The sequence below is a fragment of the Congregibacter brevis genome, assembly GCF_045689245.1.
Taxonomy (GTDB): Bacteria; Pseudomonadota; Gammaproteobacteria; order Pseudomonadales; family Halieaceae; genus Congregibacter; species Congregibacter brevis.
This window is the reverse complement of record NZ_CP136865.1, coordinates 1303682-1328969: the sequence shown is the minus strand read 5'-3', so window position 1 is coordinate 1328969 and position 25288 is coordinate 1303682. Positions and strand designations below refer to the sequence as shown.

22 protein-coding genes are annotated in these 25288 nt (G+C 54.1%); 5 read left to right on the top strand and 17 right to left on the bottom strand.

Annotated elements, in window-relative coordinates:
- Nucleotides 1–69: 69 nt before the first annotated feature.
- Complete coding sequence (locus R0137_RS05835; protein ID WP_407329273.1) at nt 70–1212, bottom strand: DsbA family protein; 1143 nt, start codon at nt 1210–1212, stop codon at nt 70–72.
- Nucleotides 1213–1242: 30 nt separating this feature from the next.
- Nucleotides 1243–1575, bottom strand: coding sequence for a quaternary ammonium compound efflux SMR transporter SugE (gene sugE, locus R0137_RS05830; RefSeq protein WP_407329271.1), 333 nt, complete (start codon nt 1573–1575; stop codon nt 1243–1245).
- A gap of 162 nt (nt 1576–1737) precedes the next feature.
- Between sugE and R0137_RS05825 the strand changes: the two genes are divergently transcribed.
- Nucleotides 1738–2637 carry a neutral zinc metallopeptidase gene (locus tag R0137_RS05825; RefSeq protein ID WP_407329270.1) on the top strand — a complete coding sequence of 300 codons (900 nt, stop codon included), beginning with the start codon at nt 1738–1740 and terminating at the stop codon, nt 2635–2637.
- Nucleotides 2638–2671: 34 nt separating this feature from the next.
- Here the strand turns inward: R0137_RS05825 and R0137_RS05820 are convergent, their stop codons facing one another.
- The 3 genes from R0137_RS05820 to R0137_RS05810 all read right to left on the bottom strand — a co-directional run bounded on the left by R0137_RS05820 (nt 2672) and on the right by R0137_RS05810 (nt 4831).
- Nucleotides 2672–3865: an NAD(P)/FAD-dependent oxidoreductase gene (locus tag R0137_RS05820; protein WP_407329269.1), complete on the bottom strand. Its 1194-nt coding sequence runs from the start codon at nt 3863–3865 to the stop codon at nt 2672–2674.
- Nucleotides 3858–4349 (bottom strand): DUF1415 domain-containing protein, encoded by a 492-nt coding sequence (locus tag R0137_RS05815; protein WP_407329267.1) that lies wholly within the window; start codon nt 4347–4349, stop codon nt 3858–3860. Before R0137_RS05815 ends, R0137_RS05820 begins: the two co-directional genes overlap by 8 nt.
- A 71-nt stretch (nt 4350–4420) precedes the next feature.
- A complete protein-coding gene (locus R0137_RS05810; protein ID WP_407329266.1) occupies nt 4421–4831 on the bottom strand; it encodes a cupin in 411 nt (136 codons plus the stop codon).
- A gap of 162 nt (nt 4832–4993) precedes the next feature.
- On the opposite strand from R0137_RS05810, the gene R0137_RS05805 reads away from it, so the two are divergent.
- Nucleotides 4994–8104, top strand: a complete 3111-nt coding sequence (locus R0137_RS05805; protein ID WP_407329264.1) for an error-prone DNA polymerase — start codon at nt 4994–4996, stop codon at nt 8102–8104.
- Between the two features lie 165 nt (nt 8105–8269).
- On the opposite strand, the gene R0137_RS05800 is transcribed toward R0137_RS05805, so the two are convergent.
- The 9 genes from R0137_RS05800 to R0137_RS05760 form a co-directional block, all read right to left on the bottom strand.
- Nucleotides 8270–9226 (bottom strand): proline iminopeptidase-family hydrolase, encoded by a 957-nt coding sequence (locus R0137_RS05800; protein WP_407329262.1) that lies wholly within the window; start codon nt 9224–9226, stop codon nt 8270–8272.
- Entirely contained in the window at nt 9226–9615 is a 390-nt protein-coding gene (locus R0137_RS05795) for an MAPEG family protein (RefSeq protein ID WP_407329261.1), read from the bottom strand. The genes R0137_RS05800 and R0137_RS05795 overlap by 1 nt, the downstream gene beginning before the upstream one ends.
- A gap of 61 nt (nt 9616–9676) precedes the next feature.
- Entirely contained in the window at nt 9677–10819 is a 1143-nt protein-coding gene (locus R0137_RS05790; RefSeq protein WP_407329259.1) for a PQQ-dependent sugar dehydrogenase, read from the bottom strand.
- Between the two features lie 51 nt (nt 10820–10870).
- A complete protein-coding gene (gene ppnN / locus R0137_RS05785) occupies nt 10871–12307 on the bottom strand; it encodes a nucleotide 5'-monophosphate nucleosidase PpnN (protein WP_407329258.1) in 1437 nt (478 codons plus the stop codon).
- 73 nt (nt 12308–12380) lie between these two features.
- Nucleotides 12381–13001 (bottom strand): alpha-ketoglutarate-dependent dioxygenase AlkB family protein, encoded by a 621-nt coding sequence (locus tag R0137_RS05780; RefSeq protein WP_407329256.1) that lies wholly within the window; start codon nt 12999–13001, stop codon nt 12381–12383.
- An 8-nt stretch (nt 13002–13009) separates the two neighbouring features.
- Complete coding sequence (locus R0137_RS05775; protein WP_407329254.1) at nt 13010–13609, bottom strand: GNAT family N-acetyltransferase; 600 nt, start codon at nt 13607–13609, stop codon at nt 13010–13012.
- A 179-nt stretch (nt 13610–13788) separates the two neighbouring features.
- Nucleotides 13789–14355, bottom strand: coding sequence for a peroxiredoxin (locus R0137_RS05770; protein ID WP_407329252.1), 567 nt, complete (start codon nt 14353–14355; stop codon nt 13789–13791).
- A gap of 191 nt (nt 14356–14546) precedes the next feature.
- Nucleotides 14547–16040 (bottom strand): flavin-containing monooxygenase, encoded by a 1494-nt coding sequence (locus R0137_RS05765; RefSeq protein ID WP_407329251.1) that lies wholly within the window; start codon nt 16038–16040, stop codon nt 14547–14549.
- 118 nt (nt 16041–16158) lie between these two features.
- Nucleotides 16159–17379: an argininosuccinate synthase gene (locus R0137_RS05760; RefSeq protein ID WP_407329249.1), complete on the bottom strand. Its 1221-nt coding sequence runs from the start codon at nt 17377–17379 to the stop codon at nt 16159–16161.
- Nucleotides 17380–17514: 135 nt separating this feature from the next.
- Here R0137_RS05760 and pyrC point away from each other — a divergent pair, with 135 nt between their 5' ends.
- Entirely contained in the window at nt 17515–18564 is a 1050-nt protein-coding gene (gene pyrC, locus R0137_RS05755; protein ID WP_407329247.1) for a dihydroorotase, read from the top strand.
- Nucleotides 18565–18567: 3 nt separating this feature from the next.
- A complete protein-coding gene (gene rnt / locus R0137_RS05750; RefSeq protein WP_407329246.1) occupies nt 18568–19197 on the top strand; it encodes a ribonuclease T in 630 nt (209 codons plus the stop codon).
- Between the two features lie 23 nt (nt 19198–19220).
- On the opposite strand, the gene R0137_RS05745 is transcribed toward rnt, so the two are convergent.
- From R0137_RS05745 to mpl, 3 genes are read right to left on the bottom strand one after another with little or no spacing between them, the layout of a single operon-like run.
- Nucleotides 19221–19814, bottom strand: a complete 594-nt coding sequence (locus tag R0137_RS05745; protein ID WP_407329244.1) for an LON peptidase substrate-binding domain-containing protein — start codon at nt 19812–19814, stop codon at nt 19221–19223.
- The gene (locus tag R0137_RS05740) at nt 19811–22477 is read right to left on the bottom strand and encodes an efflux RND transporter permease subunit (protein WP_407329242.1); all 2667 of its coding nucleotides are present in this window, start codon (nt 22475–22477) and stop codon (nt 19811–19813) included. The genes R0137_RS05745 and R0137_RS05740 overlap by 4 nt, the downstream gene beginning before the upstream one ends.
- 19 nt (nt 22478–22496) lie before the next feature.
- A complete protein-coding gene (mpl, locus tag R0137_RS05735; RefSeq protein ID WP_407329978.1) occupies nt 22497–23828 on the bottom strand; it encodes a UDP-N-acetylmuramate:L-alanyl-gamma-D-glutamyl-meso-diaminopimelate ligase in 1332 nt (443 codons plus the stop codon).
- A gap of 134 nt (nt 23829–23962) precedes the next feature.
- Here mpl and R0137_RS05730 point away from each other — a divergent pair, with 134 nt between their 5' ends.
- Nucleotides 23963–25273, top strand: coding sequence for a 6-phosphofructokinase (locus tag R0137_RS05730; protein WP_407329977.1), 1311 nt, complete (start codon nt 23963–23965; stop codon nt 25271–25273).
- Nucleotides 25274–25288 lie beyond the last annotated feature (15 nt).

The following is a 25288-nucleotide window of genomic DNA, read 5'->3' as shown; positions in this document are numbered from 1 at the left end:
ACGCTCTAACTAAAGGTCTTCTCGCTAAAGTTCTTCTCGCTAAAGTTCTCCCGGATAAAGGCCTTTTCGCTAACCGCCTAAGCCAAGTTTCTTTGCCAGGAGCGGTAAGTGTTGCCGTCCGATGAATATCTCATCATCCAGAAGCACATTCACACCCGGCATTGCCGGGCGCAGCAGTTTCTCGGGTACATCTGGAGAAAGCTTGATGTTCAGGGAGTTCAGCAAGGCTTCTATCGCTTCGGGGTAGGAATCCTCTGCAACGCCCAAAACACCGTAGCGCTCGCGGCTAGCGGCCGCATTATCCTTGCGAAATTGCCGATGCATTGCACTTCGAGAAGTAAGGCCATCAGCATTGTCATCGCCGTCTGCCTTCGAAACACTCGGCTCTTTTGAGGTAACTCGTACCCAGCTGACAGCTCCTGAGTAATTCTTTAGCAGAGCAGCCAGCTCTGGTATCGCGCGCAGACTGTCTAGCGAACTATCCACGCCCACATACACATGTTCGGGCAAGCTTGCGTGCGGCAAGAGTTCAGCAGGCAAAGGGTTCGCAATATCAGGAGCATCTCCCCGACCACCTTCAATGTGCCAACGCACCCGAGGCAAATGCTCTCGCCCGAAGTAGCGCTCACCATCAACTACAAAGGTTGGAACACCGTAGACTCCCGCTTCAAAGGCAGCACTTTGAAAATCGGCGTTAATTGCTGAGCCCCCGTTATGCGCCCACTCCAGAAACGCTTGGCCATCAAGACCACCTGCCGAGAGTAAGCCTGCAACAACCTCCTCACTTTCGATATCCAGATCCCGAACCCAAAACCGCGGATACACACTATCGATAAACTGTTGTGTCGCCGCGTGGGATATCAGCCGGGTCCAGAGCATCGCTGTTGAAACCAAATTTGTATCCCATATCTTTTCAGTTCCGCGAATCTTCAACCCCCATAAGTTCGCATAGCGCCGACAGTCATAGTAGGCATACTTCACCCCCGACCATTGCTCTTCACTGCGTTGCTGTTCGACGACCTCACCCGCTTTGCCCAAGCGCGCACTGCCCAGATAACTCGGAATATCCAACACAAAGGGCCGCCAATCAAACTGCACACCCAACTGTCTCTCAAGCTCCCGTGTCGGCTCTATCGCGAGGTAGGCATAGGGGCTCTTAAAGTCGATATAGACAATGACGGGCGCGTCTGAAGCTAGTGGAGACAGTGTCATAGGCATTCCTTAAAGGTGTTCGCAAACAGTTCAGACGATAGAAGAGTCGGCGCTACTCAATTTCAAACCGACAATGCCAACGACAATTAGGGTTATGCAAGCAACGCGTAGCAAAGAGGCGGACTCCTCAAACCAGATGATACCGGCAACGGCCAGTCCCACCGCTCCAATACCGGTCCACACCGCATAGGCAGTCCCCATGGGGAGCACCCGCACCGCCTGCGCAAGAAAGGCAAAACTTATCCAAGCGGCGACACCAAAAATGACAGACGGCCAAAGTCGGGTAAACCCATCAGAGTATTTGAGGGCAATTGCCCAAACTATTTCAAAAAAGCCCGCAGCGACCAACAAGACCCATGCCATGAAATGTCCCCAGATATAAGTTGGGAATGAGTATAGCCGCCGCTTATCAATGAGACCGAATGATCTGATAGAGTTTGCAAGCAATCCAATGCCGCACCGTAAGCGAGAAACTGCATCGAGTGCAGCATTCATTTTTTTGCGGCAAGAACTCGGGAGCAGCCTATGCGCTGGAAAGGCAATCGACGTAGCGACAATATTGACGATCGTCGTGGGCGTCGCGTCGTAAGATCGGGGGGAACCCGATCGTCCATGATGCCGTTGATTCTTCAACTGACCCGTAGTCGCGGAGGCTGGGCGGTGCTCGTGATCGCCGCGGGACTCATGTTCTTCACAGGGACAGACTTATCCACTCTTCTGGGCCTTGCGGGCGGACAGGCACCGCAATCTTCGAGCACTGTGGTGCAGCAATCGGCGGAAGAGGCCGAGACAGTAGAGTTCATGGCAACAGTGTTAGCCGATACAGAAGACACCTGGGCCACCTTACTCTCTAGAGGCCAGACCCCTTACAAAGAACCAAAACTTGTACTGTACCGGGACTCCACGCGCTCTGCCTGCGGCCTGGGGCAAAGCGCTATGGGGCCGTTCTATTGCCCTGGCGACCAAAAGATCTATCTGGATCTATCGTTCTTTGAACAACTGAGTCGCCGTTATGGTGCGCCCGGTGACTTTGCGCAGGCCTATGTGCTTGCGCATGAGGTGGGACACCACGTGCAGACGTTGCTGGGCATCAGCGCTCGTAACCATGAAGCGCGACAGCGTGCGACACCAGTAGAAGCAAATCGCCTGAGTGTGCGACAGGAACTGCAAGCAGACTGCTTTGCAGGGCTATGGGCCAATAAAGCCGATCAAGCTCGGCAAATTCTGGAAAGCGGCGATGTAGAAGAGGCATTGGCGGCAGCCACCGCTATTGGGGATGACACCCTACAGCGGCAAGCACAAGGGAGAGTCACGCCAGATTCCTTCACTCATGGTAGTGCAGAGCAACGTCTGCGCTGGTTCACCATCGGACTAGAACAGGGCTCCATCGATAGCTGTAATACCTTCGCGACGAACACTCTGTAACCAAAACCAGGCCTTTTTAAGCCTCAGAATACAATCAGAGATGTTGTCCGCAGCACCAACCCGAAGCCCAGGCCCACTGAAAGTTGTAGCCACCGAGCCAACCCGTAACATCAAGAGCCTCTCCGATGGCGAATAGGCCCGGGACACGGTTTAGCTCAAAAGTTTTGGAGGAGACTTCATCCGTATCAATGCCACCAAGGGTAACCTCCGCGGTTCTATAACCTTCACTCCCACCCGGCATAAAGGACCAGTGATTTAAGCGATGTCCGATATCAGCAATTTCGGGAGGCGAGAAGCTACCGATTTTTTGATCTTCAAACCAGGAGCCTGACATAAGATCTACCAGACGATTGGGAAGCAACGTTTTGAGCACACTGAGCAGCCGCTGCTGGGGATTAGCCTCTCTCGCTGCGGCCAGCCACTCTGATGCATCACGATCGGGAACCAGATTTATATCCACTGCCAGCCCTTCTCGCCAAAAAGACGATATTTGCAGGATCGCAGGACCACTCAGACCTCGGTGGGTAAATAACAGGTTCTCCCGAAAACTGTGACCCTGACAGCTAGCAATAACTTCTGTGGATATGCCTGAGAGTGACTCGTAGACGGCTTTGTCGCTGGAATTCCAGGTCAAGGGCACCAAAGCAGCTCGTGTTGCATTCAGTTGTAAGCCCAGCTTTTTAGCGGCACGAAAGGCCAGATCACTCGCGATTTTGGGCATAGACAAGCCACCGGAGGCGATGACCACCTTGTGGCCCTGATACTCAGAATCTTGTGTGCGTACAGCAAATCCGATCTCGCCCTCGGGATCTATGGAAGTCACAGCCTGGCGCAAGCGAATCTCAACTCCCGCGTAAGAGCACTGCTCCAAAAGCATGGCCACGATGTCCTTGGCGCTGTGGTCGCAAAACAGCTGCCCCAGCTTCTTCTCGTGATAGTCGATGCCGGCGGTCTCTACCATCTGGATGAAGTCAGACGGTGAAAACCGTTTCATGGCAGAGATGCAGAAATTGGGGTTCTGAGACAAATAGTGTTCGCGCGGGTCAGCAAACAGATTGGTGAAATTGCAGCGACCACCGCCCGACACCAGAATCTTTAAGCCAACTTTTGGGCCCTGCTCGAGCACTAAAACGCGCAGCCCACGATACCCCGCACTAATCGCACACATGAGGCCACTTGCGCCGCCACCGACAACAACAACATCGTATTTTGAAGCGCTTTTACTCATCTACGCAGCTTTGCAAAAGGCTTTGGAGTCTTTCTCTTCCAAGACGATTGAGTGTGCGGATATTGTCTGCAGGAACACTCGCGATATCTGGATGACCGGCAATTGCACGCTCCACGCTCTCCTCTCTTAGCAAATGCAGCATCGGATAGGGTGAACGGTTGGAGTAGTTCTCAGCATCATCAAGCTCGGTCCCAGCAAATTGATAATGGGGATGGAAACTGGCTATCTGATAGATCCCTTCCAGTTTCATCTGTTTAAGCAATGCATCACAGCGACCCAGAAAATCGTTGAAGTCATAGAAATCGTTCAATACCTTCGGATGAACAATAAACACTGTCTCAGCTTCCGGGCAATCCTCGAGCCGCTGCAGCTCTTGTGCCAGATCAGTGAGCAACGCCTCTTCGTCGTCAGCATCGCTCAACGTAAACGCTACGCTACCCCTGTCGAGCTCGCGCTTTGCGAAGGGGCATAGATTAAATGCCACAACAATCCGGTCTATCCAAAGACGCGATGCGGCTAAGGCATGATCTTTCAGAATGTGGTCTCCACCAGCTTCTACGGTTTAGGAGGGACTTCCGCGTGAAGAGTACCCTCTCCAGGTGTCATAAATAGCATCTTGGTCGGCTCAGCAATCAGCGCCGTGTGCCACAAGCCCTTGGGGACCACGACGTAAGACCCAGGCTCCTCCAAAGAAAGAGATGTCTCCGTTTCTCCGTTGAGCAAAATCATTGTGACGCGTCCAGACATCAACACAACGAGTTCATCACCGGCTGGATGCATCTCCCAAGACCCCCAATCGGCATCAAATTCATGACAAGCAACCAAGCTGTGATTTTTGAACCCATTGTAATTTTCGTCCAAAGACGGGTACAGCTCGGGACACACCTCCTCAAGCGCAAGGGACATGTCTGGCTGCATAACGGCATAGGTATTTTTCAAATTCTGTACAGAAGTAATCCTACTCATATGCACCTCCAAATCTAAAACTATAACGACCGATGCCATTCATCTGTCTAAGTGAACGGGAAACTAGCATACACGGTGGATTGGCAATTTCGTGAATACTGTATATTTATACAGTATAGTGGCTGGCCCTGAAAATTTTAGGCTCACAACCCTCCCGTATTTATGCCCTACTGCGAACTCCATTGCCTTTCCTGCTATAGCTTCCTGCGCGGCGCTTCCCGTCCAGAAGAGCTTGTCGCGCAAGCTGCGGTAAATGGTTATTCGGGGGTCGCTATTACAGACGAATGCTCCCTAGCCGGTGTCGTCAAAGCACACGTAGCGGCTAAGGAGTACGGAATACCACTGATTATCGGCAGTGAATTCAACCTAACCGAAGGCGTTCATATCATTGCCCTTGCTCCCACGCGTGCAGCCTATGGCGAACTCTCGGGGCTCATCAGCCTTGGCAGGCGCCGCAGCCCCAAAGGCGAGTACGAAGTCACACTCCGAGATGTGATCTTTCATCTTAAGCGCTGCTTACTCATCTGGCTCCCTAAGGAAGACAGCGAAGTTAATCGCGGCTATGGCAAACAACTCGCAAGACTCTGTCGAGAGAGAGTTTGGATCGGCGTACATTATCTTCTTGGCAACGATGAGCTGCGCCGCTACCGGGCATTGCAGACACTCGCAGGCAAACTACAGCTACCTCTCGTGGCCTGCGGTGATGTGCGTATGCACTGCGCAACCCGCAAACCCCTGCATGACGTGATGACCGCCTTGCATCACAATTGTAGTGTTGCTGCGCTAGGTCGTCGTCGGCTGCCCAACGCTCAACAGCATTTACGCAGTATCCGTCAGCTGCAACGCTTCTACCCTGGCGAACTATTGTACGAAACGCTGAACATTGCCCGGCGTTGTCAGTTCACTCTCGATGAATTGCGTTACGAATACCCCGAAGAAGTCGTGCCTCATGGACATAACGCGCGAGACTATCTGAGAGAACTTACCTGGCAAGGCGCAAGCCAACGCTGGCCCGGGGGGACGCCCGCAGTCATTCGCGAGCGCATCGAAAAAGAACTCGCATTAATTGCTGAGCTTGATTACGAGTACTACTTTCTTACGGTACACGACATTGTTCGTTTCGCACGGGGTCGCGGCATCCTCTGTCAGGGCCGCGGGTCCGCTGCAAATTCCGTAGTGTGCTACTGCCTGTTCATCACAGAAGTCTCCCCCCAAAAAATCTCTCTGCTCTTTGAACGGTTTATCTCCCGGGAGCGTGATGAACCTCCGGATATCGACGTGGACTTTGAACACGAGCGCCGCGAAGAAGTCATCCAGTACATCTACGAAAAGTACAGCCGACGCCGAGCGGCACTTGCCGCCACGGTTATCACCTACCGAGCTCGCAGTGCCGTGCGCGATGTTGGTAAAGCTCTGGGTTTGGACCCTCTTTTTGTCAACGATCTTGCTAAGTCTCTCGCCTGGTGGGACAAGCAGCGCGACCTCGAAGCACGCTTTAGCGAGCATGGACTACAAACCGAAAGCCAGGATGGCAAACCCAATACCGCCCAACTCTTCTATCAACTGGTGCAAGAGATATTGGGTTTCCCAAGACATCTGTCTCAGCATGTGGGTGGCTTTGTGATATCTCGAGGGCCTATCTCACAGCTGGTCCCCGTAGAGAATGCGAGCATGGCGGACCGCACAGTGATTCAGTGGGATAAAGATGACATCGAAGCCCTGGGACTACTCAAGGTCGATGTTCTGGCGCTGGGCATGCTCTCGGCGATTCGCAAATCTCTGGCATTAGTGAATCGCTATGATCCTCGAGTCCGTACGCTGCAAGATATTCCAGCAGAAGACATCGCAACTTATCGAATGCTGCAAAAAGCAGACTCCATTGGTGTTTTTCAGATCGAGTCTCGAGCCCAGATGAGCATGCTGCCGCGCCTAAAGCCGGCGTGCTTTTATGATCTTGTTATCGAAATTGCCATTGTGCGCCCGGGTCCTATTCAGGGAGATATGGTGCACCCCTATCTACGTCGGCGACAGGGTCTGGAAGACATCAGCTATCCCGATGAAGCCGTACAAAGTGTGTTGGAGCGCACTCTTGGTGTGCCCATTTTTCAAGAACAAGTCATTCGTCTGGCGATGGTAGCCGCAGGCTTTACCGGAGGTGAGGCGGATCAGTTACGCCGGGCCATCACCAACTGGGGTCGTAACAGCAAACTGCTCACCTTCGAGAAAAAACTCACCGATGGCATGCTAGGCCGAGGCTACAGCGAAGACTACGCGCGCAGGCTTTTTGATCAGATTAAGGGTTTTGGAGGCTATGGATTTCCAGAATCTCATTCCGCAAGCTTCGCTCTATTAGCCTACGTGTCATCCTGGCTTAAATGTCACCATCCCAGCGCCTTTTATGTGGGGCTGCTTAACAGTCAACCCATGGGTTTTTACACGCCCTCGCAACTTATTCAGGATGCTCGCCGGCATGATGTCGTGGCACTACCCCCGGATGTTAATCACAGCGACTGGGACCATCAGCTATTGGATGACGGCCAGCAAACCACGCATGCGCCCATACGATTAGGTCTTCGACTGATTAAAGGATTGTCTAAAGATGCCGCCAAACGCATCAGCATGGCGCGCAGAGATGCGCCCTATCGTCAGGTTTCAGATTTACGTAAACGGGCTGCATTGAATCGCAAAGACATGGAGGCGCTGGTGGATGCTGATGCGCTTGCCAGTCTGAGCGGCCACCGACACCAGGCTCGCTGGCAAGTCATGGCACTGGAGCCCGAGCGACCGCTTTTACAACATGAGCAATACTCAGCCGGCACCACCCTAAACGACGAAGTCAGTTTGCCAGAGCCAGCGGTAGCTGAATCCGTCATCGCTGATTATCGAAGCACGGGAGTCACGCTTCGGGCACACCCTCTTGCTTTACTTCGCAGTCAGACGCCGTTTAACCGATGTAAGAATCAGCGTGACCTGCAAGCTATGGATGACGGCCGCTTTGTACGCATCGCCGGACTCGTAACCTGTCGTCAGCGTCCGGGCACTGCCTCCGGCGTACTATTTCTCACCCTAGAAGACGAAACCGGCAATAACAACGTCGTGGTCTGGCCCAAGGTGCAGCAGAACTTTCGTGAAGCCCTCATGAAAGGTCGCTTGCTACTTGTTAAAGGCACGCTACAAAAACGCGATGGCGTCACGCATATCGTGGCGGGAGCATTGTTTGATCACAGTGATGCGCTGGGGAATCTGGGGCTTAAGTCGCGGGATTTTCATTGAGTCGAATCAAGGCCACACGAGCCTCCTAGTCAGACCTGACGGCGTCAGTATACGGTCCGCTGGACTTTCAGAGCAGCTACTATCTGCTTGACGGCGGTACACTCGATTCTGAGCTGCTATGACGGGCAAAAGAGTAAGGCGTAAGCGAAACCATATCGCTGCACTCTACCTTCCGAGTGCCTCAGCCTCACGCATGAATTCCCGCAACAGATCGCGATAAAGCTGCGGCTCACGACTGATAGTCGCGTGCCCTACTCCCGGGATGACTTCAAAGCGCGAACCGGGAACGGTCTCAGCAAAACCTTTTACGGTATCTGGTCGTGCCTCGTCGAACTCTCCGGTAACAAACAGCGTGGGAACATCGATCTCGGCAAGGCGAGGCGTCAAATCAAAATCCTGCAAGCTGCCCGTGGCATAAAACTCTGTGGGACCCCACATCTGGTTATAGATAACTGAGTTCCACGGTGCGCTGGGACAATCAACTACTTCCTGGGCTTCACCGCGTCTCACAAATTGCTCATAAAAGACTGCGGTCGCCTTCTCATAGTCCTCATGGTCCGTGGACCCCTCGGCTTCGTGCTTGTCCAGTACCGCCTGCACCTCTGGGTCCAGCGTGGCACGCAGCGTGTTGGCATCGCGAATCCACAGCGGCGTGCTAATTAGCGGTGAGGACAGCGTCAAGGAAACAATGCCCTCGGTACCTTTCTCCAGCACGTAATAGGCGGCCAGGGATCCGCCCCAACTATGCCCCTGAAGATGCATTCGCTTAAGACCTAGCTCCGTGCGCAAGGTGTGTAGAGCTTCTACAAATCGATCTCTATTCCAAAGCGCAGCATCTCGAGGTCGACCCGAACGACCAGTGCCCAGCTGGTCGTAACGAATGACCGCGCGTTCATCGGAAAGGGGATACAACAACTGCAAGCCGCAGGATGTCCCGCCGGGACCACCGTGCAGCGTCACCAAAGGCACCGCATCGCCATTGACAGATTCTCCGCTCGCTACTTCGTACCAAAGCGGGCCGCCTTCAACCTCTATAAAACCCGAGCGAAGCTCAGTCTCGGCGAACGTAGCAAAGCTTGCCAACATAAGTGCGAACGCAAAGAACCCATTCACTACTCTCATCACAGTACCGCCGCCAAAAGCATCACAAAAGTAGCTGCAAAGCCCACAAACCAAATAGCGGAGCGTAGTAGCGGAATACCCGAGGCATAAGCTGGCACATACAGAATCCGCGCAGCGAGATACGTCCAGGCAGCCTTGGCCGTTAAGGCACTTCCTGCCTCACCAAGCACCACAACCGCCACGGCAATAGTGAAGAGGATCAATCCCTCAAAGTGATTATCCATCGCGCGCTTGAGACGCCCGGGGATCCCCCGTGCTTCCTGAGCCTCATCTCGAGGCCCACTGGTGTACTCGACGCCCAACTGAATGTTTAGAGGCACTGCCATCAATAGGAACTGCGCATACTGGAGTAAAGCAGCGTAGGCGAGCACTTGAACTTCTACAGGCATAAGAGCGTCTCGATTAGCAATTTACGTGTGAATACCGACGATAAGTGTCGACGAACGATGCTCAGGACTTCGGCGTCAAACGAAGCAGGCGTCCATTGCTATCACCGTAGTCGTCTTCAAGCACCCAGATACTGCCATCAGCAGATTCTTGAACGCTGCGAATACGCGCTCCCATATCAAAGCGCTCGACTTCTGTCGCCGAACCATCATCACCCAGTTCAACGCGAACGATTGCGCGAGAAGAGAGGCCTGCGATAAGTGCGCTGCCCTTCCAATCAACAAACGTATCCCCACGATAGATCAGCATATCTCCCGGAGAAATAACCGGCGTCCACCAGAGGGCCGGCTTGTTAAATCCGGGTCTTGTGTCGTGATCAGGCATTTCGCGACCATCGTAATGGTCACCGTTAGAAACTTCTGGATAACCGTAGTTAGCGCCGCGCTCAATCAGGTTCAGCTCGTCACCACCGGCGGGACCCATCTCAATCTCCCACAGGCGGCCGTCCAGCCCCAGAGCGAGACCAAGAACGTTGCGATGTCCTAAAGACCAGATTTCGGGGTAAACACCGCCCCTACCCACGCGGGGGTTCTCGGAGTAGTAATCGACAAAGGGATTGTCATCGGGTACCGAGCCATCTTCGTTGAGACGTAGCACCTTACCGGAATTAGATTGCATATCCTGAGCAGTCGTGAACTTCTGGCGATCACCCGAGGTAACCCAAAGATAGCCCTCATCATCAAAAAGCATACGATGCCCGTAATGCCCGTAACCCGAGAGCTTGGGATACTGACGCCAGATCACCTCGACATCACTTAGTGAGGGGCGTCGTCCGGAAGCATCCAGTACTCCACGAGCCACCGCTGCACCGCGCGTGTCACCGACACCCGCTTCTGCATAGCTTAAGTACACGATACCGTTCTCGGCAAAATCCGGATGAAGAACGACATCACCGAGTCCGCCTTGCCCTCCATAAGCAATATCTGGCACACCGGCCACGGGGCGGGACTGCTCACCCTTATCATCTACGATAATAAGATTGCCCTTAGTTTCCGTTACCAGCAGCTGGCCGTCGGGCAATTCTGCGACCGACCAAGGCTCGTCGAACTGGCTCACTTCAGTAACCGTAAACGGTAGCTGTGCCTGAGCCGGTGATAGCAACAGCAATGCTAGAACTGTCAGCGCTGTATTAATCAGGAGTTTCATTTGGTTTTCCTTATCAATTGTTATCTCTAAGTCTCTGTCAGGTGCCGTGAGCTATTGGGTGCTTTCAGGCTGCCCCGCAACCTCAAAACAAGGACGGTAAGTCGCCGGATCGATCTTCATGCGACCGTCGCGAACAAAGCCTTCCAGCAGATCAGCGAGGCCAGCGACGACCTCACCCGCTCCATGAAGTTGATACGGCCCATGAGCCTCAACGGCTCTCACACCGAAATCCTTTACGTTCCCGGCGACAATGCCCGAGAACGCACGCCGCAAATTCGCTACCAATTGATGCGCCGGCTGATCTCGGTGCAGTGCCAGTGCTGCCATATTCTCGTGCGTGGGCAAAAACGGTTGTTGCAGCTCTTCGGGAATATGCATTGTCCAGCTATAACTGAAAGACTCGTTTTGCTCTATCCGTTGGCGACGGAGGCCCTTAATAGAGCCCTTCATCGCACGTGCCACCGCGGCCGGGTCACCATTGATAATGGTGTAATGCCGACCCACATCGTCTCCAAGACAGTCCTTCAAAAAAGTATCGATCTGTTCAAAGTACGCTGCACTTTCTGCGGGCCCGGTAAAAATGAGCGGCAGTTCGATGTGTGCATTCGCCGGGTGCATTTTAATCCCCAGCAAAAACATGATCTCTTCCGCCGTACCCACGCCTCCGGGAAATACCAAGATAGCGTGGGCCACGCGAACAAAAGCCTCCAGGCGTTTCTCGATATCAGGGAGTATCACCAGCTCATTCACGATCGCGTTGGGCGACTCAGCCGCAATAATACCGGGCTCGGACAAGCCGACGTAGCGAGTCTCGCTATTAAGCTGCTTGGCGTGAGCAATAGCCGCACCCTTCATGGGGCCCTTCATCGCGCCGGGGCCACAGCCGGTGCATATATCAAAGCCTCGAAGCCCCAGAGAGTAACCCACAGTCTTCGAATAATCGTACTCAATACGAGAAATCGAATGACCGCCCCAACACACAACCAATCGGGGCTGTACATTACTGCGCACGACGTTGGCATTTCGCAGAATCCGAAACACGGCATCGGTGATGCCCTCGGAGCTGCTCAGGTCGAAGGTTTGCTGCTCCGCTAACTTGTGTTCGGTGTATACAACATCTCTCAGCGCAGAAAACAAATGGTGGCGAATACCCTCAATCATTTTGCCATCGACAAAGGCCTCGCCGGGCGCGTTGAACAACTCGAGCTTTAAACCTCGAGGCTCGGGAATAACTCGCAAATCAAAATCCGCATAAGCTTCATAGACCTTGCGCGCATCGTCCACATAACCATCGGTGTTAAGAATGGCCAGCGCACAACGACGAAACAGCTCATGGAGCTTTGCATCGGCATTCGCCAAGCTGTCCATTTCACGCTGTGTCAGAAGGTCGAGGGTTTGCACAGGCCGCACTGAAGCTCGAGCAATACGTGCGAGGGTAACTTCGTTGCCGCCGGTTGTTTCGCCGGCGCATTGATCAGGAATAGTCATTTTCAGAGTATACCGTGAGCGTGTGACAGGTTCTTGAAAGTGTTTCTTAGCCTGTCGGTGCAGCTCGGCAAGACTAGGCGCTGAATGTATGTACGTAGCGAAACGTCAGATTAATCCGTGGACCGCAAGCTTTGCTCTGTTTTGGCACTTCGTGCCGCCAATTGGCCTGTGTGTCCCCTCGCATGATCAACAATGTTCCTGAGGGGAGCGGCAATCGTACAGGCTTAAGAGTTTTATCAAACCGGTGTTTCAACCTGAACACGCGCTCCTCGCCAAGACTCAAAGAAGCAATGACCGGTTGTGGCCCCAACTCAGGCTCGTCATCCGCATGCAAGCCCATACTGTCGCGGTGATCGCGATATAGGTTGGCTAGCACACTGTTGAATCTGGTATCACTGAGGCTCTCTATTCGTTTGCGAAGAGAGCTCAGCTGCGTAGTCCAGGGCAAGCCATCGTGTCGAATCCCCGAGTACTTATAAGTCACTACCTCATCTGCGTACCACGCCAAAAGACGCGGCTGCATGTACCGCTTACCGAACAGCTGAATCGGCTCTTCCCGCCAGGCGACTTCGCGGCGAATACTCTCGAAAAGCGCCTCGTAAGCCGCACCCAGATCAGGGGTCCGATAGAGTATTAGCTCGCCTCCGGGCAGATCTAGATACTCTTTGTCTTCCAACGAAAACAGATCGTTCATTGATCAGCTCATCTCCGCGGCGCGTTCAGCCCCAGCATTGAATCCAACTGCACCTTCACGCCCGGCCACTCGCTCTCCAGAATCGAATACACGCAGGTATCCCTGAGCGTACCGTTACGATGATGACTGTGGTTACGCAGAATACCGTCGGACTTTGCCCCAATGCGCTCGATAGCCCGTCTGCTGGCACGGTTAAAAGAAGACGTTCGAAACTCCACGGCGATACATCCAAGAGATTCAAAAGCGTACTCAAGCAAGAGGCGCTTGCACTGAGTGTTCAGCGGGGTGCGCTGCACGCGCCGTGCGTACCAGGTTGAACCGATCTCTACACGCGGCGATGTCGCATCGATGTTCATATAGGTCGTCATACCCGCAGGCGTGCCGTGTGCATCGAGCACCGTAAAAGGCAGCATGCGCGATGCTTGTTGCTCCCCCAAACGCCGCTCTATTTCCGTCTGCATATCTTCCGGTGCTGGGACATTCGTGTACCACGCCCGCCATACTTCACCATCGCCGCTAGCGGCTGCCAACGCCTCAGCATGCTCCAGTTGTAGTGGAACCAGGCTCGCAAATTTTCCTTCGAGGGCAACGGGATCGGGCCACGGCATTTCGAACATCCTCAACAATAGTAAAAAAACAAGAATGCCATGATTGAGACAAAAAAAACCCGCTGTCAAAGATGAAAGCGGGTTTTCATGGCTAAGTTCCCTCAGCCGGAGCTAATGAGGCTCCCGATTACCTACAAGTGCTATATAACTCGCACTCACAAGCGTTACTTGCTACAGCCTTAGCCTACAAATGCCTTGCGTGGCTCTGAAACACCTGCAGACTCGGTACCTTTCAGGTAAGCGAGCATCGTGTCAGCATCGGATACTTCAAAGGGATCGGTCTCACCGTTGTCGCAGTAGCCAGCTTCTGAAAACATCTTCTCAATGGTGCCGTCATTGACGAGCATAGAATAACGCCATGAACGCATGCCAAAGCCGATGTTCGACTTGTCTACAAGCATACCCATCTTACGAGTGAACTCGCCGTTACCGTCAGGCAACAAAAAGATGTTTTTGTTGCCCTGCTCCTGGCCCCACTTGAACATAACAAAAGCGTCGTTCACTGAAACACAGATGATTTCGTCTACGCCCTGCGCTTTGAACTCTTCATAGAGCTCTTCGTAGCGTGGCAGGTGGTTGGAAGAACAGGTCGGGGTAAACGCACCTGGAAGCGAGAAAACCACTACTTTTTTGCCACCAAAAATGTCGGCTGTTGTCTTCTCTTCCCAACGGAAAGGGTTATCGCCACCTACGGACTCGTCCCGTACGCGTGTTTTAAAAGTTGCCTCTGGTACTTGTGTAGTCACGGCTAAGATCTCCTTAAATCAATCTACTTAAAGTATCGCTGGTTCGGCGATATCACTAAAAACCACCGCCCATCGAAATGCGGGAGATGAATACTAACGAAGAATCATTAATCGATAAAACGATATTTATCGCTCTGCTCGTTCGATTTTATCGATGACACTCTCGGCAATCGCCGAGAGGCTCAGATCTTCTACGCGGCGCGCTGTGTATCAGACTCGGTGTTACGCGGCGATTCATACTTGAGAGCCGCCTCGGTAAAACTCATCTCCTCAAACTCTCGCTTCTCCCGTAGGTAATTCTGCGAGTTCACCCATGGATTTCGGTCACCTTGTTTTGGAAACAAGTGCATAACTCGCTGCATATAGCCTGCAGAAAAGTTATCAATCCAGGGACGCGCCTCCATAGGAGGAAGATCTTCTTCGATGGCTGCAGTGACAACGCTCGCTCCACTGCTATCCATGTGTGCGAGCAAGCGGCACATCCACTGAGATACCAGATCCGCCCGAAGCGTCCAGGATGCGTTGATATAGCCAAAGACCGAGACCATGTTGGGCAGACCGGTGCACATCATGCCTCGGTAAGACCAGCTGGATGGAATATCAAAGGCCTCACCATCAACCTGAAGGTCAATACCTCCCATGAGTTCGAGCTCCAGACCCGTCGCCGATACGATGATGTCCGCCGCAATCTCTGTTCCGTCAGCTAGTCGCACGCCTTCGGCTGTGAGTGTATCGATCTGATTTGTTACCACCCGTGCTTTGCCGCTGTGGATCGCGCCAAACAGATCGCTGTCGGGCACCAGACAAAGACGCTGGTCCCAGGGATTGTACTCGGGTGTGAAATCGGCCATGTCTCCCGCATCACCCAATTCTTTTCGCGTCTGGTCGAGAAGCATCTGGCGAACCTTCTCAGGTTGCTTCCGCGTCTTCTTATACAGCCAGTGTTGCATGCGCGTGTTTTTCCAGCGCGTCAGATTGTAAGCCCAGCTCTTGGGTAAAACAGCTTTGAGGAAGTTGGCGATCCAATCGGTCGATGCACGGGAAACCACCCAGGTGGGCGAGCGCTGCAACATCACCACTTCCGCTGCCTTGTCGGCCATGGAGGGCACCAAAGTCATAGCCGTAGCGCCAGAACCAATAATCAGCACACGCTTGTTTTCGTAGTTGAGACCTTCGGGCCAGAACTGTGGATGCACAAACTCGCCCTGGAAAGCTTCCCGCCCCGGAAACTCAGGCTGATGTCCGTGGTTGTAATTGTAATAGCCGGCGCAGAGATGCAAGAACCGCGTCTTCAGGCTTTGCACAGTTCCGCCAGAGCCATCTTCGATGGTGAGCTCCCAGCACTGCTGCTCGCTACTCCAATTGGCCTGCCTCACCTTCTGCTGGTATCGAATAAGGGATTCAACACCGTATTCTTTGGCTGTTTCCCGCACGTAACTCAGTATGGAGGGGCCATCGGCGATCGCTTTGGACGCTTCCCAGGGTTTGAAGCTGTAACCCAAGGTATGCATATCACTGTCGGAACGAATGCCCGGATAGCGAAACAAGTCCCAAGTGCCACCGCTGCGCTCGCGAGCCTCAAGAAGAGCAATTTTTCGCTCAGGGCAATTACGCTTCATATGACAGGCTGCGCCAACGCCCGAAAGTCCAGCACCAATAATGACTACATCAAGAATATCGTTCATATTTTGTTGCTCATAGACTCGTGCTCATAGATTCTCGTTCGTAAACTGCTCTTCCAAACTTTTGTGACGCTAACTGCGCTTCGCGAATTAGGCATAGGGTACTGGGCATAGAGGCAAACTAGCGAGCACTTCTGCCCCGACCCGCCGCAATTCTCAAACGCAACGCATTAAGCTTGATAAAGCCTTCTGCGTCCGCCTGATCATAGGCACCGGCATCATCTTCGAAGGTCGCGATGCTTTCGTCAAACAAGCTATCGGCAGAGCTACGCCCCACCGCGGCCACGCTACCTTTGTACAGCTTCAAACGAACGGCGCCATTCACCACGCTTTGAGACTGATCTATGGCGGCCTGCAACATTTGACGCTCTGGTGACCACCAATATCCGTTGTAAATGAGATTCGCGTAGCGCGGCATTAACTCATCCTTCAAGTGTGCCACTTCGCGATCAAGGGTGAGAGACTCAATAGCGCGGTGAGCTTTGAGCATTATCGTACCGCCCGGAGTCTCGTAGCAGCCCCGGGACTTCATGCCCACATAACGGTTTTCGACAATATCCAAGCGCCCAACGCCATTGGCCCCGCCAATACGATTCAACTCTGCGAGCACCGTCGCGGGAGACATCTCAGTACCGTCGATGGCGACAATATCGCCGCCGCGGAACTCGAGTTCGATGTAGGTCGGTGTATCTGGCGCCTCTTCAGGACTCACACTCCAGCGCCACATCGAGTCTTCAGCTTCGGCCCAAGGGTCCTCAAGAATGCCGCCCTCGTAAGAAATGTGCAGTAGATTCGCGTCCATGGAATACGGCGATTTTTTACCGGCTGCAGCAAAATCCACGGGAATATCACGCTCACGACAGTACGCCATGAGTGATTCTCGTGAGCTGAGATCCCACTCCCTCCAGGGGGCGATAACCTGAATACCCGGCTTTAGGGCATAGGCACCCAGCTCAAAGCGCACCTGATCGTTACCTTTACCCGTGGCACCGTGGGATATCGCATCTGCGCCGGTCTCCGTCGCGATGTCCACGAGTCGCTTGGCGATGAGCGGCCGCGCGATCGACGTCCCCAGCAGGTATTCACCCTCGTAAATGGTATTCGCCCTGAACATGGGGTAGACATAGTCACGGACAAACTCTTCGCGAAGATCCTCAATATAGATCTCTTTGACGCCAAGAGCTTCAGCTTTGGCCCGCGCAGGCTCAACTTCTTCGCCCTGTCCAATGTCAGCAGTGAAAGTTACCACTTCGCAGTCGTAGTGATCTTGCAGCCAGCGCACGATTACCGAGGTATCAAGCCCCCCCGAGTACGCTAAAACCACCTTATTGACATCCGCCATGCTGTTCCCCAAAGAGCAAAAGAGCGAAAGTTTACCGCTGCAAGCAACTGCATGCACGAATAAGCCGATTCCGCAGTGTTGTCATCGGCACCTTTGCGGTAGCATCACTTCTTCGCTCTTGCACGGCTCAGCCCCTTGGACACCCTAACCCTTATTCGCCCCGACGACTGGCACAGCCACCTCCGAGATGGATCTGCTTTAACCCAAACCTCGGCGGATATGGCGCGGTACATGGGCCGGGTCATTGTCATGCCTAACCTCGTGCCCGCGGTCACCAACGCGCGCCTGGCTGCCGAGTACCGACAGCGTATTCTGCGCAGCATGCAGACCACGGCCCGACAATTTGACCCCCTCATGACCTTGTATCTAACCGACGCGACCAGTGAGGCCGATATTCGCGAGGCGGCAGAGATAGATTGGCTGGCGGCAGTAAAGCTGTACCCCGCGGGAGCCACCACCAATTCTGACGCTGGCGTTAACTCTCTCGAGGCTCTCTATCCCATCCTCGCCACTATGGAAGAAGTGGACTTACCATTACTCGTTCACGGCGAAGTGACAGATCAAGACGTCGATATTTTTGACCGCGAGGCGGCTTTCATTGGAGAGCATCTTGCCCCCATCATCGATCGTTTTCCGAAGCTCAGGGTCGTACTGGAGCACATCACCACAAGGGACGCCGTAGACTTTGTAAAAAGCGCGGGTCCCAGAGTCGCAGCAACAATCACCGCTCACCATCTGCTCCTCAATCGCAACGATATGCTGGTAGGCGGCATTAAGCCCCACTACTACTGCCTGCCGATTCTTAAGCGACGACAGCACCAGGAAGCGCTTCGTGGCGCTGCGACGGGGGAAGACAGGAGTTTCTTTATCGGAACGGATTCGGCTCCTCACGAGCAGCACGCCAAAGAGAGCGCCTGCGGTTGCGCAGGTGTCTACACTGCACACGCTTCTCTGGAGTTCTACGCTGAAGTATTCGACGAGTTGGCAGCGCTTGATCGTCTCGAGGACTTCGCGTCCCTTCGCGGACCAGACTTCTACGGACGTCCGCGTAACGGCGACACCGTTCAGCTGCGACGCGTCGACTGGACCGTGCCCGCAACGATCCCTTTGGGCGACAGCGAGTTAGTTCCCCTGCGCGCTGGCGAGACCCTGCACTGGCAAGTCGTCGATGCAGGAGCCCCCTGAGTCATGACCATGAGATCACGTTTTCGTGGTTTTCTACCCGTGATAGTGGATATGGAAACCGGAGGATTTTCCTCATCTACCGATGCGGTTCTGGAGCTGGCGGCAACGATCGTGCGCATGGACGACGCCGGACATATTGCCGTGCACGAAACGCACAGTTTTAATGTCGCACCCTTCGAGGGAGCCAATATCGAGCAGTCTGCTTTGGATTTTACAGGCATTGATCCCTGGCACCCGTTCCGAGAAGCACACTCAGAAAAAGATGCTCTAGGAGAGCTTTTTCAGATCGTTAGACGGGAAATACGCGACCAGGAATGCACCCGAGCAATCCTTGTAGGACACAACGCACACTTCGACGCTGGCTTCTTAAATGCAGCGGTAGAGCGTTGCGAAATTAAGCGAAACCCCTTTCACCCCTTCTCTCATTTTGACACCGCGACCTTATCCGGGCTGGCCTATGGCCAAACGGTGTTAGCGAAGAGCTGCTTTGAGGCGGGGATTCCTTTTGATAACGAGCAGGCCCACTCAGCGGCCTATGACGCTGAGCGCACGGCGGAACTGTTTTGCGGTATCGTTAACCGATGGCAAATGCTCGGCGGTTGGGCACCCAGCAACGCGTCCTCAATCGACTAAGCGCTAAGCCGTCTCGCCTTATCTTATTGACCCTCACCACTGAGGGCATTGAGCAGCAAATCAAGCTCTCGCATGAGTTCCTCAATCGCCATCAGCGAAAGAAGCTCAACTTTGAGCTCTTCCTCCAAGGGCAAGAGCTGCACAAGACTGTAGGCGACCTGCCATGCGTCACTCATGTCCACAGGCATGCCGATACGCTGAACATGGGGGTGAGCCTCCAGACCCTGGAGCACCGTTCGCATAGGCTCCCAGGCATCGATCATTGCCGCAGGCTCAAGCGGGGGAAGTAACTCCACCTGCCCACGGATCAAACCGCTTTCCTCACGCCAGAACTCAAGAGGCCGAAAGCGCTGCCCTCCCTCAACAGTGACTCCCAGCAAGCCATTATCCAGCTGATCCCAGTCGACGATCGAAGCAAGGGTGCCGATGTCGGCGAGCTCCGGCAGGCGTGCAGATCCAACCTCGCCTCCTCGCTCAATACGCAGCATGCCGAAGGGCTCGCCACTTCGCATAGAGGACTTCACTAACTCGAGATACCGCTGCTCGAATATCTGCAGCGGCATACGTCCATAGGGCACCAGCGCTGCAGACAGAGGAAAAAATGCCAGCTCGGTCATTGCTCAGCACCCAGAGGCTTAAACAGCAGAATCAATCTAGGAAGCAACAGCAAAGCTCCCACCACAGCGGCGCTCATAGCGATAACTGTGAGTACGCCAAAGTACAAACTAGGGTTGAAGTTCGACAAGGTCAGCGTGCTGAACCCCACAACCAGCGTTAACGTCGTGTAGTACATCGCCCGCCCAATACTTCCGTGACAGCGATACATAGACGCAAGGTAATTCCGATCTGCGGGGAACTCGCGTTTAAAGCGATGCACGTAGTGGATACAGTTATCCACGCCAATGCCCACCACGATGGCAGCAATGGTAATGGTCATAATATCTAGCGGAATCCCGGCAAAACCCATGATCCCCAGTACCATTCCCGCGGCCAACAGATTTGGCGCAAGGGCTATAAGTGCCAAAGAAAATGAGCGAAACAGAATCCAGAACATCAGCATAATCACCGCGAAGACCGCTCCCAGCGTCAGTATTTGGGAGGCAAAAAGGCTCTGCAGCACGTTGTTGTACATCACCAACATTCCCGTGAACTGAGCTTGCCCCTCGTCAAGACCGCCTTCGGTTTGCAGTGCGACGTTCAAGTCTCGAAGGAACGCGGCGCGGCGCAAGTCCTCACTAGTTTCCTTAACTCGCACCGTAATTCTCGCCTCATCCCGCTCGGCGTTAAAATACGGTGCCACCAGCTGACGGGAAATATCGTCAGACAGCGCGTTACGAGCAAGAGCGAGTTCCACACTCCCCATATCGTCGCCTAGGAGCTGGCGGAATAATTCAAAGGTAGTCGACAGTGACTGAGTCTTACCGGTTTCGGCGTACCCATCGACAATCCCCTGCAAGCGATCGATAAGACGCATTCCTTCTAAACTAAACCAGAATCCGGGATCCACATTTTGATTACTGGAGCTGCCCGCGAAGGCATCGCCGTCGGACTCAAAGAAATCATCGCCATCCGAAAAATCATCATCGGCAAATGCATCTCCAGCGAAAGTGTCGTCTCCAAAACCATCATCAGCGAAGGCGTCAGACTCTTCAGACGCCACTGCTTCGCCGCTCCCGAAGGGATCTTCGAACTCTTCGGCAAAGGGATCATCCTCTGCCAAAGGAGCGGCCGCTATATTAGAGGAGCCCTCCAATCCAGGCAGCGGCGCAGAGCTATCCGGCGCAGCGATTACAATGTCCAAGGGGATGGTACCGCCCAGGCGAGCGTCCAAAAGCTCCATGCCCTGATAAATCTCGGTGGTTTCCTTGAAGTAATCAATAAAACGATTTTCGACTTTGAGTCGCAATACACCAACAACCACGAAGACACTCAAGGCGAGACTTCCCCACAGCACAAGCGATCCCTGGCGATCTGCAATCTGCGCAAACCGCATAGTAAACGGCGCGCCTTCCTCGGCGGCGACAGACTTTGGATCCTTTCGCCAGAGAAGCATCAACGCTGGCACAAGACTGAAAGACACCAGCAAGGCTACGCATATTCCCAGTGTCATCATCCACCCAAAGTCGATCACTGGTTGAATTCCTGACACCACCAGGGACACAAATGCCACCATTGTGGTGACGCCGGTATACACGCAAGGCACCGCCATGAGACGCATAGTGTCGCGCACACGATCAAAGGTCGGGGCATCCGGCTGCTCTTGATGAAGCTCTCGGTAGCGCACCACCAAATGAATAGCGATAGCGAGTCCGACGATGAGCAACACGGCAACCACGTTCGAGGAAATCACCGTCATCCGCCAATCGAGATAGCCCAGTATCCCAAGGGTGTAAGCCACACCGAGGGAGCAGCTCAGCAAAGGAATGACCACCCACTTAAGACGCCGAAAAATCAGTGCCAGTACCAGCACCATAACCGCGAGAATCGCGCTACCAAAAAGCACGAGATCGCTACGAACAAAGCTCACCATGTCGGCAGCGATCATGGGTACGCCACCGACAAAGATGCCGGCGTGATCGCGATAGCCATCCACCACGCCACGAACGCTTGTCACTAGATCACTCTGCTGAACCAACTGCTCGGCGTTGCGGAGCTTCACCTCCTGTTCGACTTCAGCCAGACGCGCCGCGGCGGCCGCATCAAAATCTCCGGAACGCTCAGCAAGACGCAGCTCGTCCCGCTCCCGCACAAGATCACCATCACCGTCAGCACGCTCCAGATTCACTTGAATGGCAGTGACGTCACCCTGCTCGCCCACCAGTAAATTGCTATATAGCGGACTTTGCGTAAACTCTTTAAGCGCCTGCTCTCGATCAATATTTGGGTCCTTCAGAGACGGTAACGGGTCACCGGAAGTCACCTGCGAGAGACCCACCGGAGGACTTTGCAGCAGGGGCACATCCATCACAGTAACCACTGAAGACACGCCGGGCAGTACACGAAGCTCCTCTGCCATGGCGGACAGTGGCTGCAACGACTGGTCTGACAGTAGCGGCGCCTTCGGCCGCCAGGTTATGACGATGAAGTCCTCACTGCTGTAGCGACGACCAACTTCTCGAAAGTATTCCAGCGCCGGATCACCCTGAAGCAACAGGGAATCTGCCGACGCATCAATACGAATTTTTGGAAACTGCAACAATGCGAGCAGCAGTAATACCGAGAGCAGGCCGAGTACGGCAAGGGGTCGCCGCAGCACTAACTGCTCATAAAAGGCCAACATAGATGTACTCCCGGTATTCCTAAGGCTGATTCTGCGCCAATGCGGACAACAGACGCTGATGAATGCCTCCAAAGGCACCATTACTCATTACTACGACATCATCGCCCGGCAAAGTTTCATCGACGATACATTTAACAAGCTCATCGATATCCTCGTTGATGGTGGCGGGTACGTCACTACTCTCAAGCACATCATCCAGGGACCAGCCGAGTGTTCTCGGTTGATACCAAAACACCACGTCAGCTTTCGCTGTAGATGGTGCAAGGGCAGCTCGATGCTCTCCCATACGCATGGTATTGGATCGCGGTTCGATAACTGCCAATAAGCGTTTGCGCCCTGCAGCGCCCTGCATGGCCTCCAGCGTAGCCGCTATAGCGGTGGGGTGGTGAGCAAAATCATCGTAAACACGAACGCCATTGACCTCACCGCGCAGCTCCAATCGCCTGCGAACCCCCTTAAAACGCGCTAGGGCTTCGACGGAATGCGCCGGCATCACGCCCACATGGCGCGCTGCAGCGCAGGCGCCCAGGGCATTGGCCACATTGTGCGCGCCCCGCTGCCCCCAGCTAACGGATAGTTTTTCACCCTCGGGCGCATCAAGTGTCCAGGAAGTACCCCCGGCATCTTCGAGGGAGGCCCGCCAATCAGCTTTTGCATGATTTGCGGCCAAAGTCTCTCTAGGCGTCCAGCAGCCCAGCTCTAACATTTCCTCGATCGCCGGGACCCCTGCCGGCGTAAACACCTGACCGTTTCCAGGAACGCAGCGAATAAGATGATGAAACTGACGTTGAATCGCAGCCAAATCGGGAAATATATCAGCGTGGTCGAACTCCAGATTGTTCACGATCAACGTACGTGGGCGGTAGTGCACAAACTTTGAGCGCTTATCGAAAAACGCTGTGTCGTACTCGTCAGCCTCAATCACAAAGAAGCTGCCGCCGCCCAAGCGGGCCGACACGCCAAAATTAAGCGGCACCCCCCCAATAAGGAATCCCGGCGATAGGCCCGCATCTTCGAGGAGCCAAGCCAGCATGCTACTCGCCGTCGTCTTACCGTGGGTCCCGGAAACAGCCAACACCCAACGATCTGCAAGCACGGCTTCGGCCAGCCATTGAGGCCCCGACTGATACTTCATCCCTCGAGACAGTACCGCCTCAACAGCGGGGTTACCCCGCGATAGTGCGTTGCCCACAACGATCAACGCGTCGTCGGGGAGATGCTCGGGATCGAAGCCCTCGTGTAAGGTGATGCCCGCAGCGGCAAGCTGATCGCTCATAGGCGGGTAGACATTAGCGTCACAGCCGCTCACCTCCCAACCCAACTCTCGGGCGATCAAAGCCAAGCCCCCCATGAAGGTGCCGCAGATGCCGAGAATGTGCAGACGCTGATGCACAGCCAGTCCTCGCGAAAAAAGAGCGAAATTCTAGCACGGCATCACAGTACAGCTGTTCCACGCGGTGCACAGTACCGCCCGCTTCCCGTATGATGCAGCCATCGTATTCATGCCTCTTGAGGATCGCCAAAGTGAGCCGCAAAGCCAACGCCTTTTACGCCCAATCAGGGGGTGTCACGTCTGTAATCAACGCCTCTGCTTGCGGTGTTATTGAAACGGCAAGAGAACACCGGGACGTCATCGGCAAAGTATTCGCGGGTCGCAACGGAATCATTGGTGCACTGCAGGAAGAGCTTATTGATACCGGCAAGGAGAGCAAGGCCGCGATTAGAGGGCTTCTTCAGACGCCTTCGGGAGCCTTTGGCAGCTGCCGACACAAGTTAAAGTCCCTGGAGAAGAATCGTGCTGAGTACGAGCGCCTTATCGAGGTGTTCCGTGCACACGATATCCGCTACTTCTTTTACAACGGGGGCGGAGATTCCGCTGACACCTGCTTAAAAGTATCCCAGCTGAGTCAGACTTTGGGTTATCCCCTCCAAGCGATTCATGTTCCCAAAACGATTGATAATGATCTTCCCCATACAGACAACAGTCCGGGCTTTGGATCCGTTGCCAAATACGTAGCTGTCTCAACACGAGAAGCAGCAATGGATGTCGCCTCCATGTGCGCTAGCTCCACGAAGGTGTTCATTCTGGAGGTTATGGGACGTCATGCGGGCTGGATCGCGGCGGCCTCTGGTCTAGCGGCCGAACAAGAGGGCGATGCGCCACACGTCATTCTGTTTCCCGAGATCGCCTTCGATAAGAAGAAGTTTCTGGCGCGGGTAGATCGATCGGTCAAACGTTTTGGCTATTGTGTTGTTGTGGCATCCGAGGGAGCGCAAACCGCCGATGGACGCTTCATCAGCGACATGGGGACTCGCGACGCTTTCGGCCATGCACAGCTGGGCGGCTTAGCGCCCGCACTGGCGGGAATGGTGAAAGAAGAACTGAACTACAAGTATCACTGGGCGGTTGCGGACTATCTTCAGCGCTCCGCGAGGCATATCGCGTCTCAGACAGACCTCGATCAAGCTTATGCCGTAGGCAAAGCGGCAGTCAAAATGGCCGTAGCTGGCAAAAATGCGGTGATGCCGGGCATCGTTCGCGGCAATGGCAAGCGTTATAGCTGGCGAATAGTAGAAGCGCCTCTCGAGGAAGTCGCCAACGTCGAAAAGAAAATGCCGCGAAACTACATCAGTCGCGATGGCTTTGGCATTACACCGGCCGCCCGCGAGTACCTGCAGCCCCTGATTCAAGGAGAGGCCTACCCAAGCTATCGTCAGGGCTTACCTCAGTACGTGCGGCTAAAGAATGAATTGGTGCCCCGGCGACTGCGCAAGCGCTTCAAGGTTTCTCAATAAAGCTGTAGCGCCAAA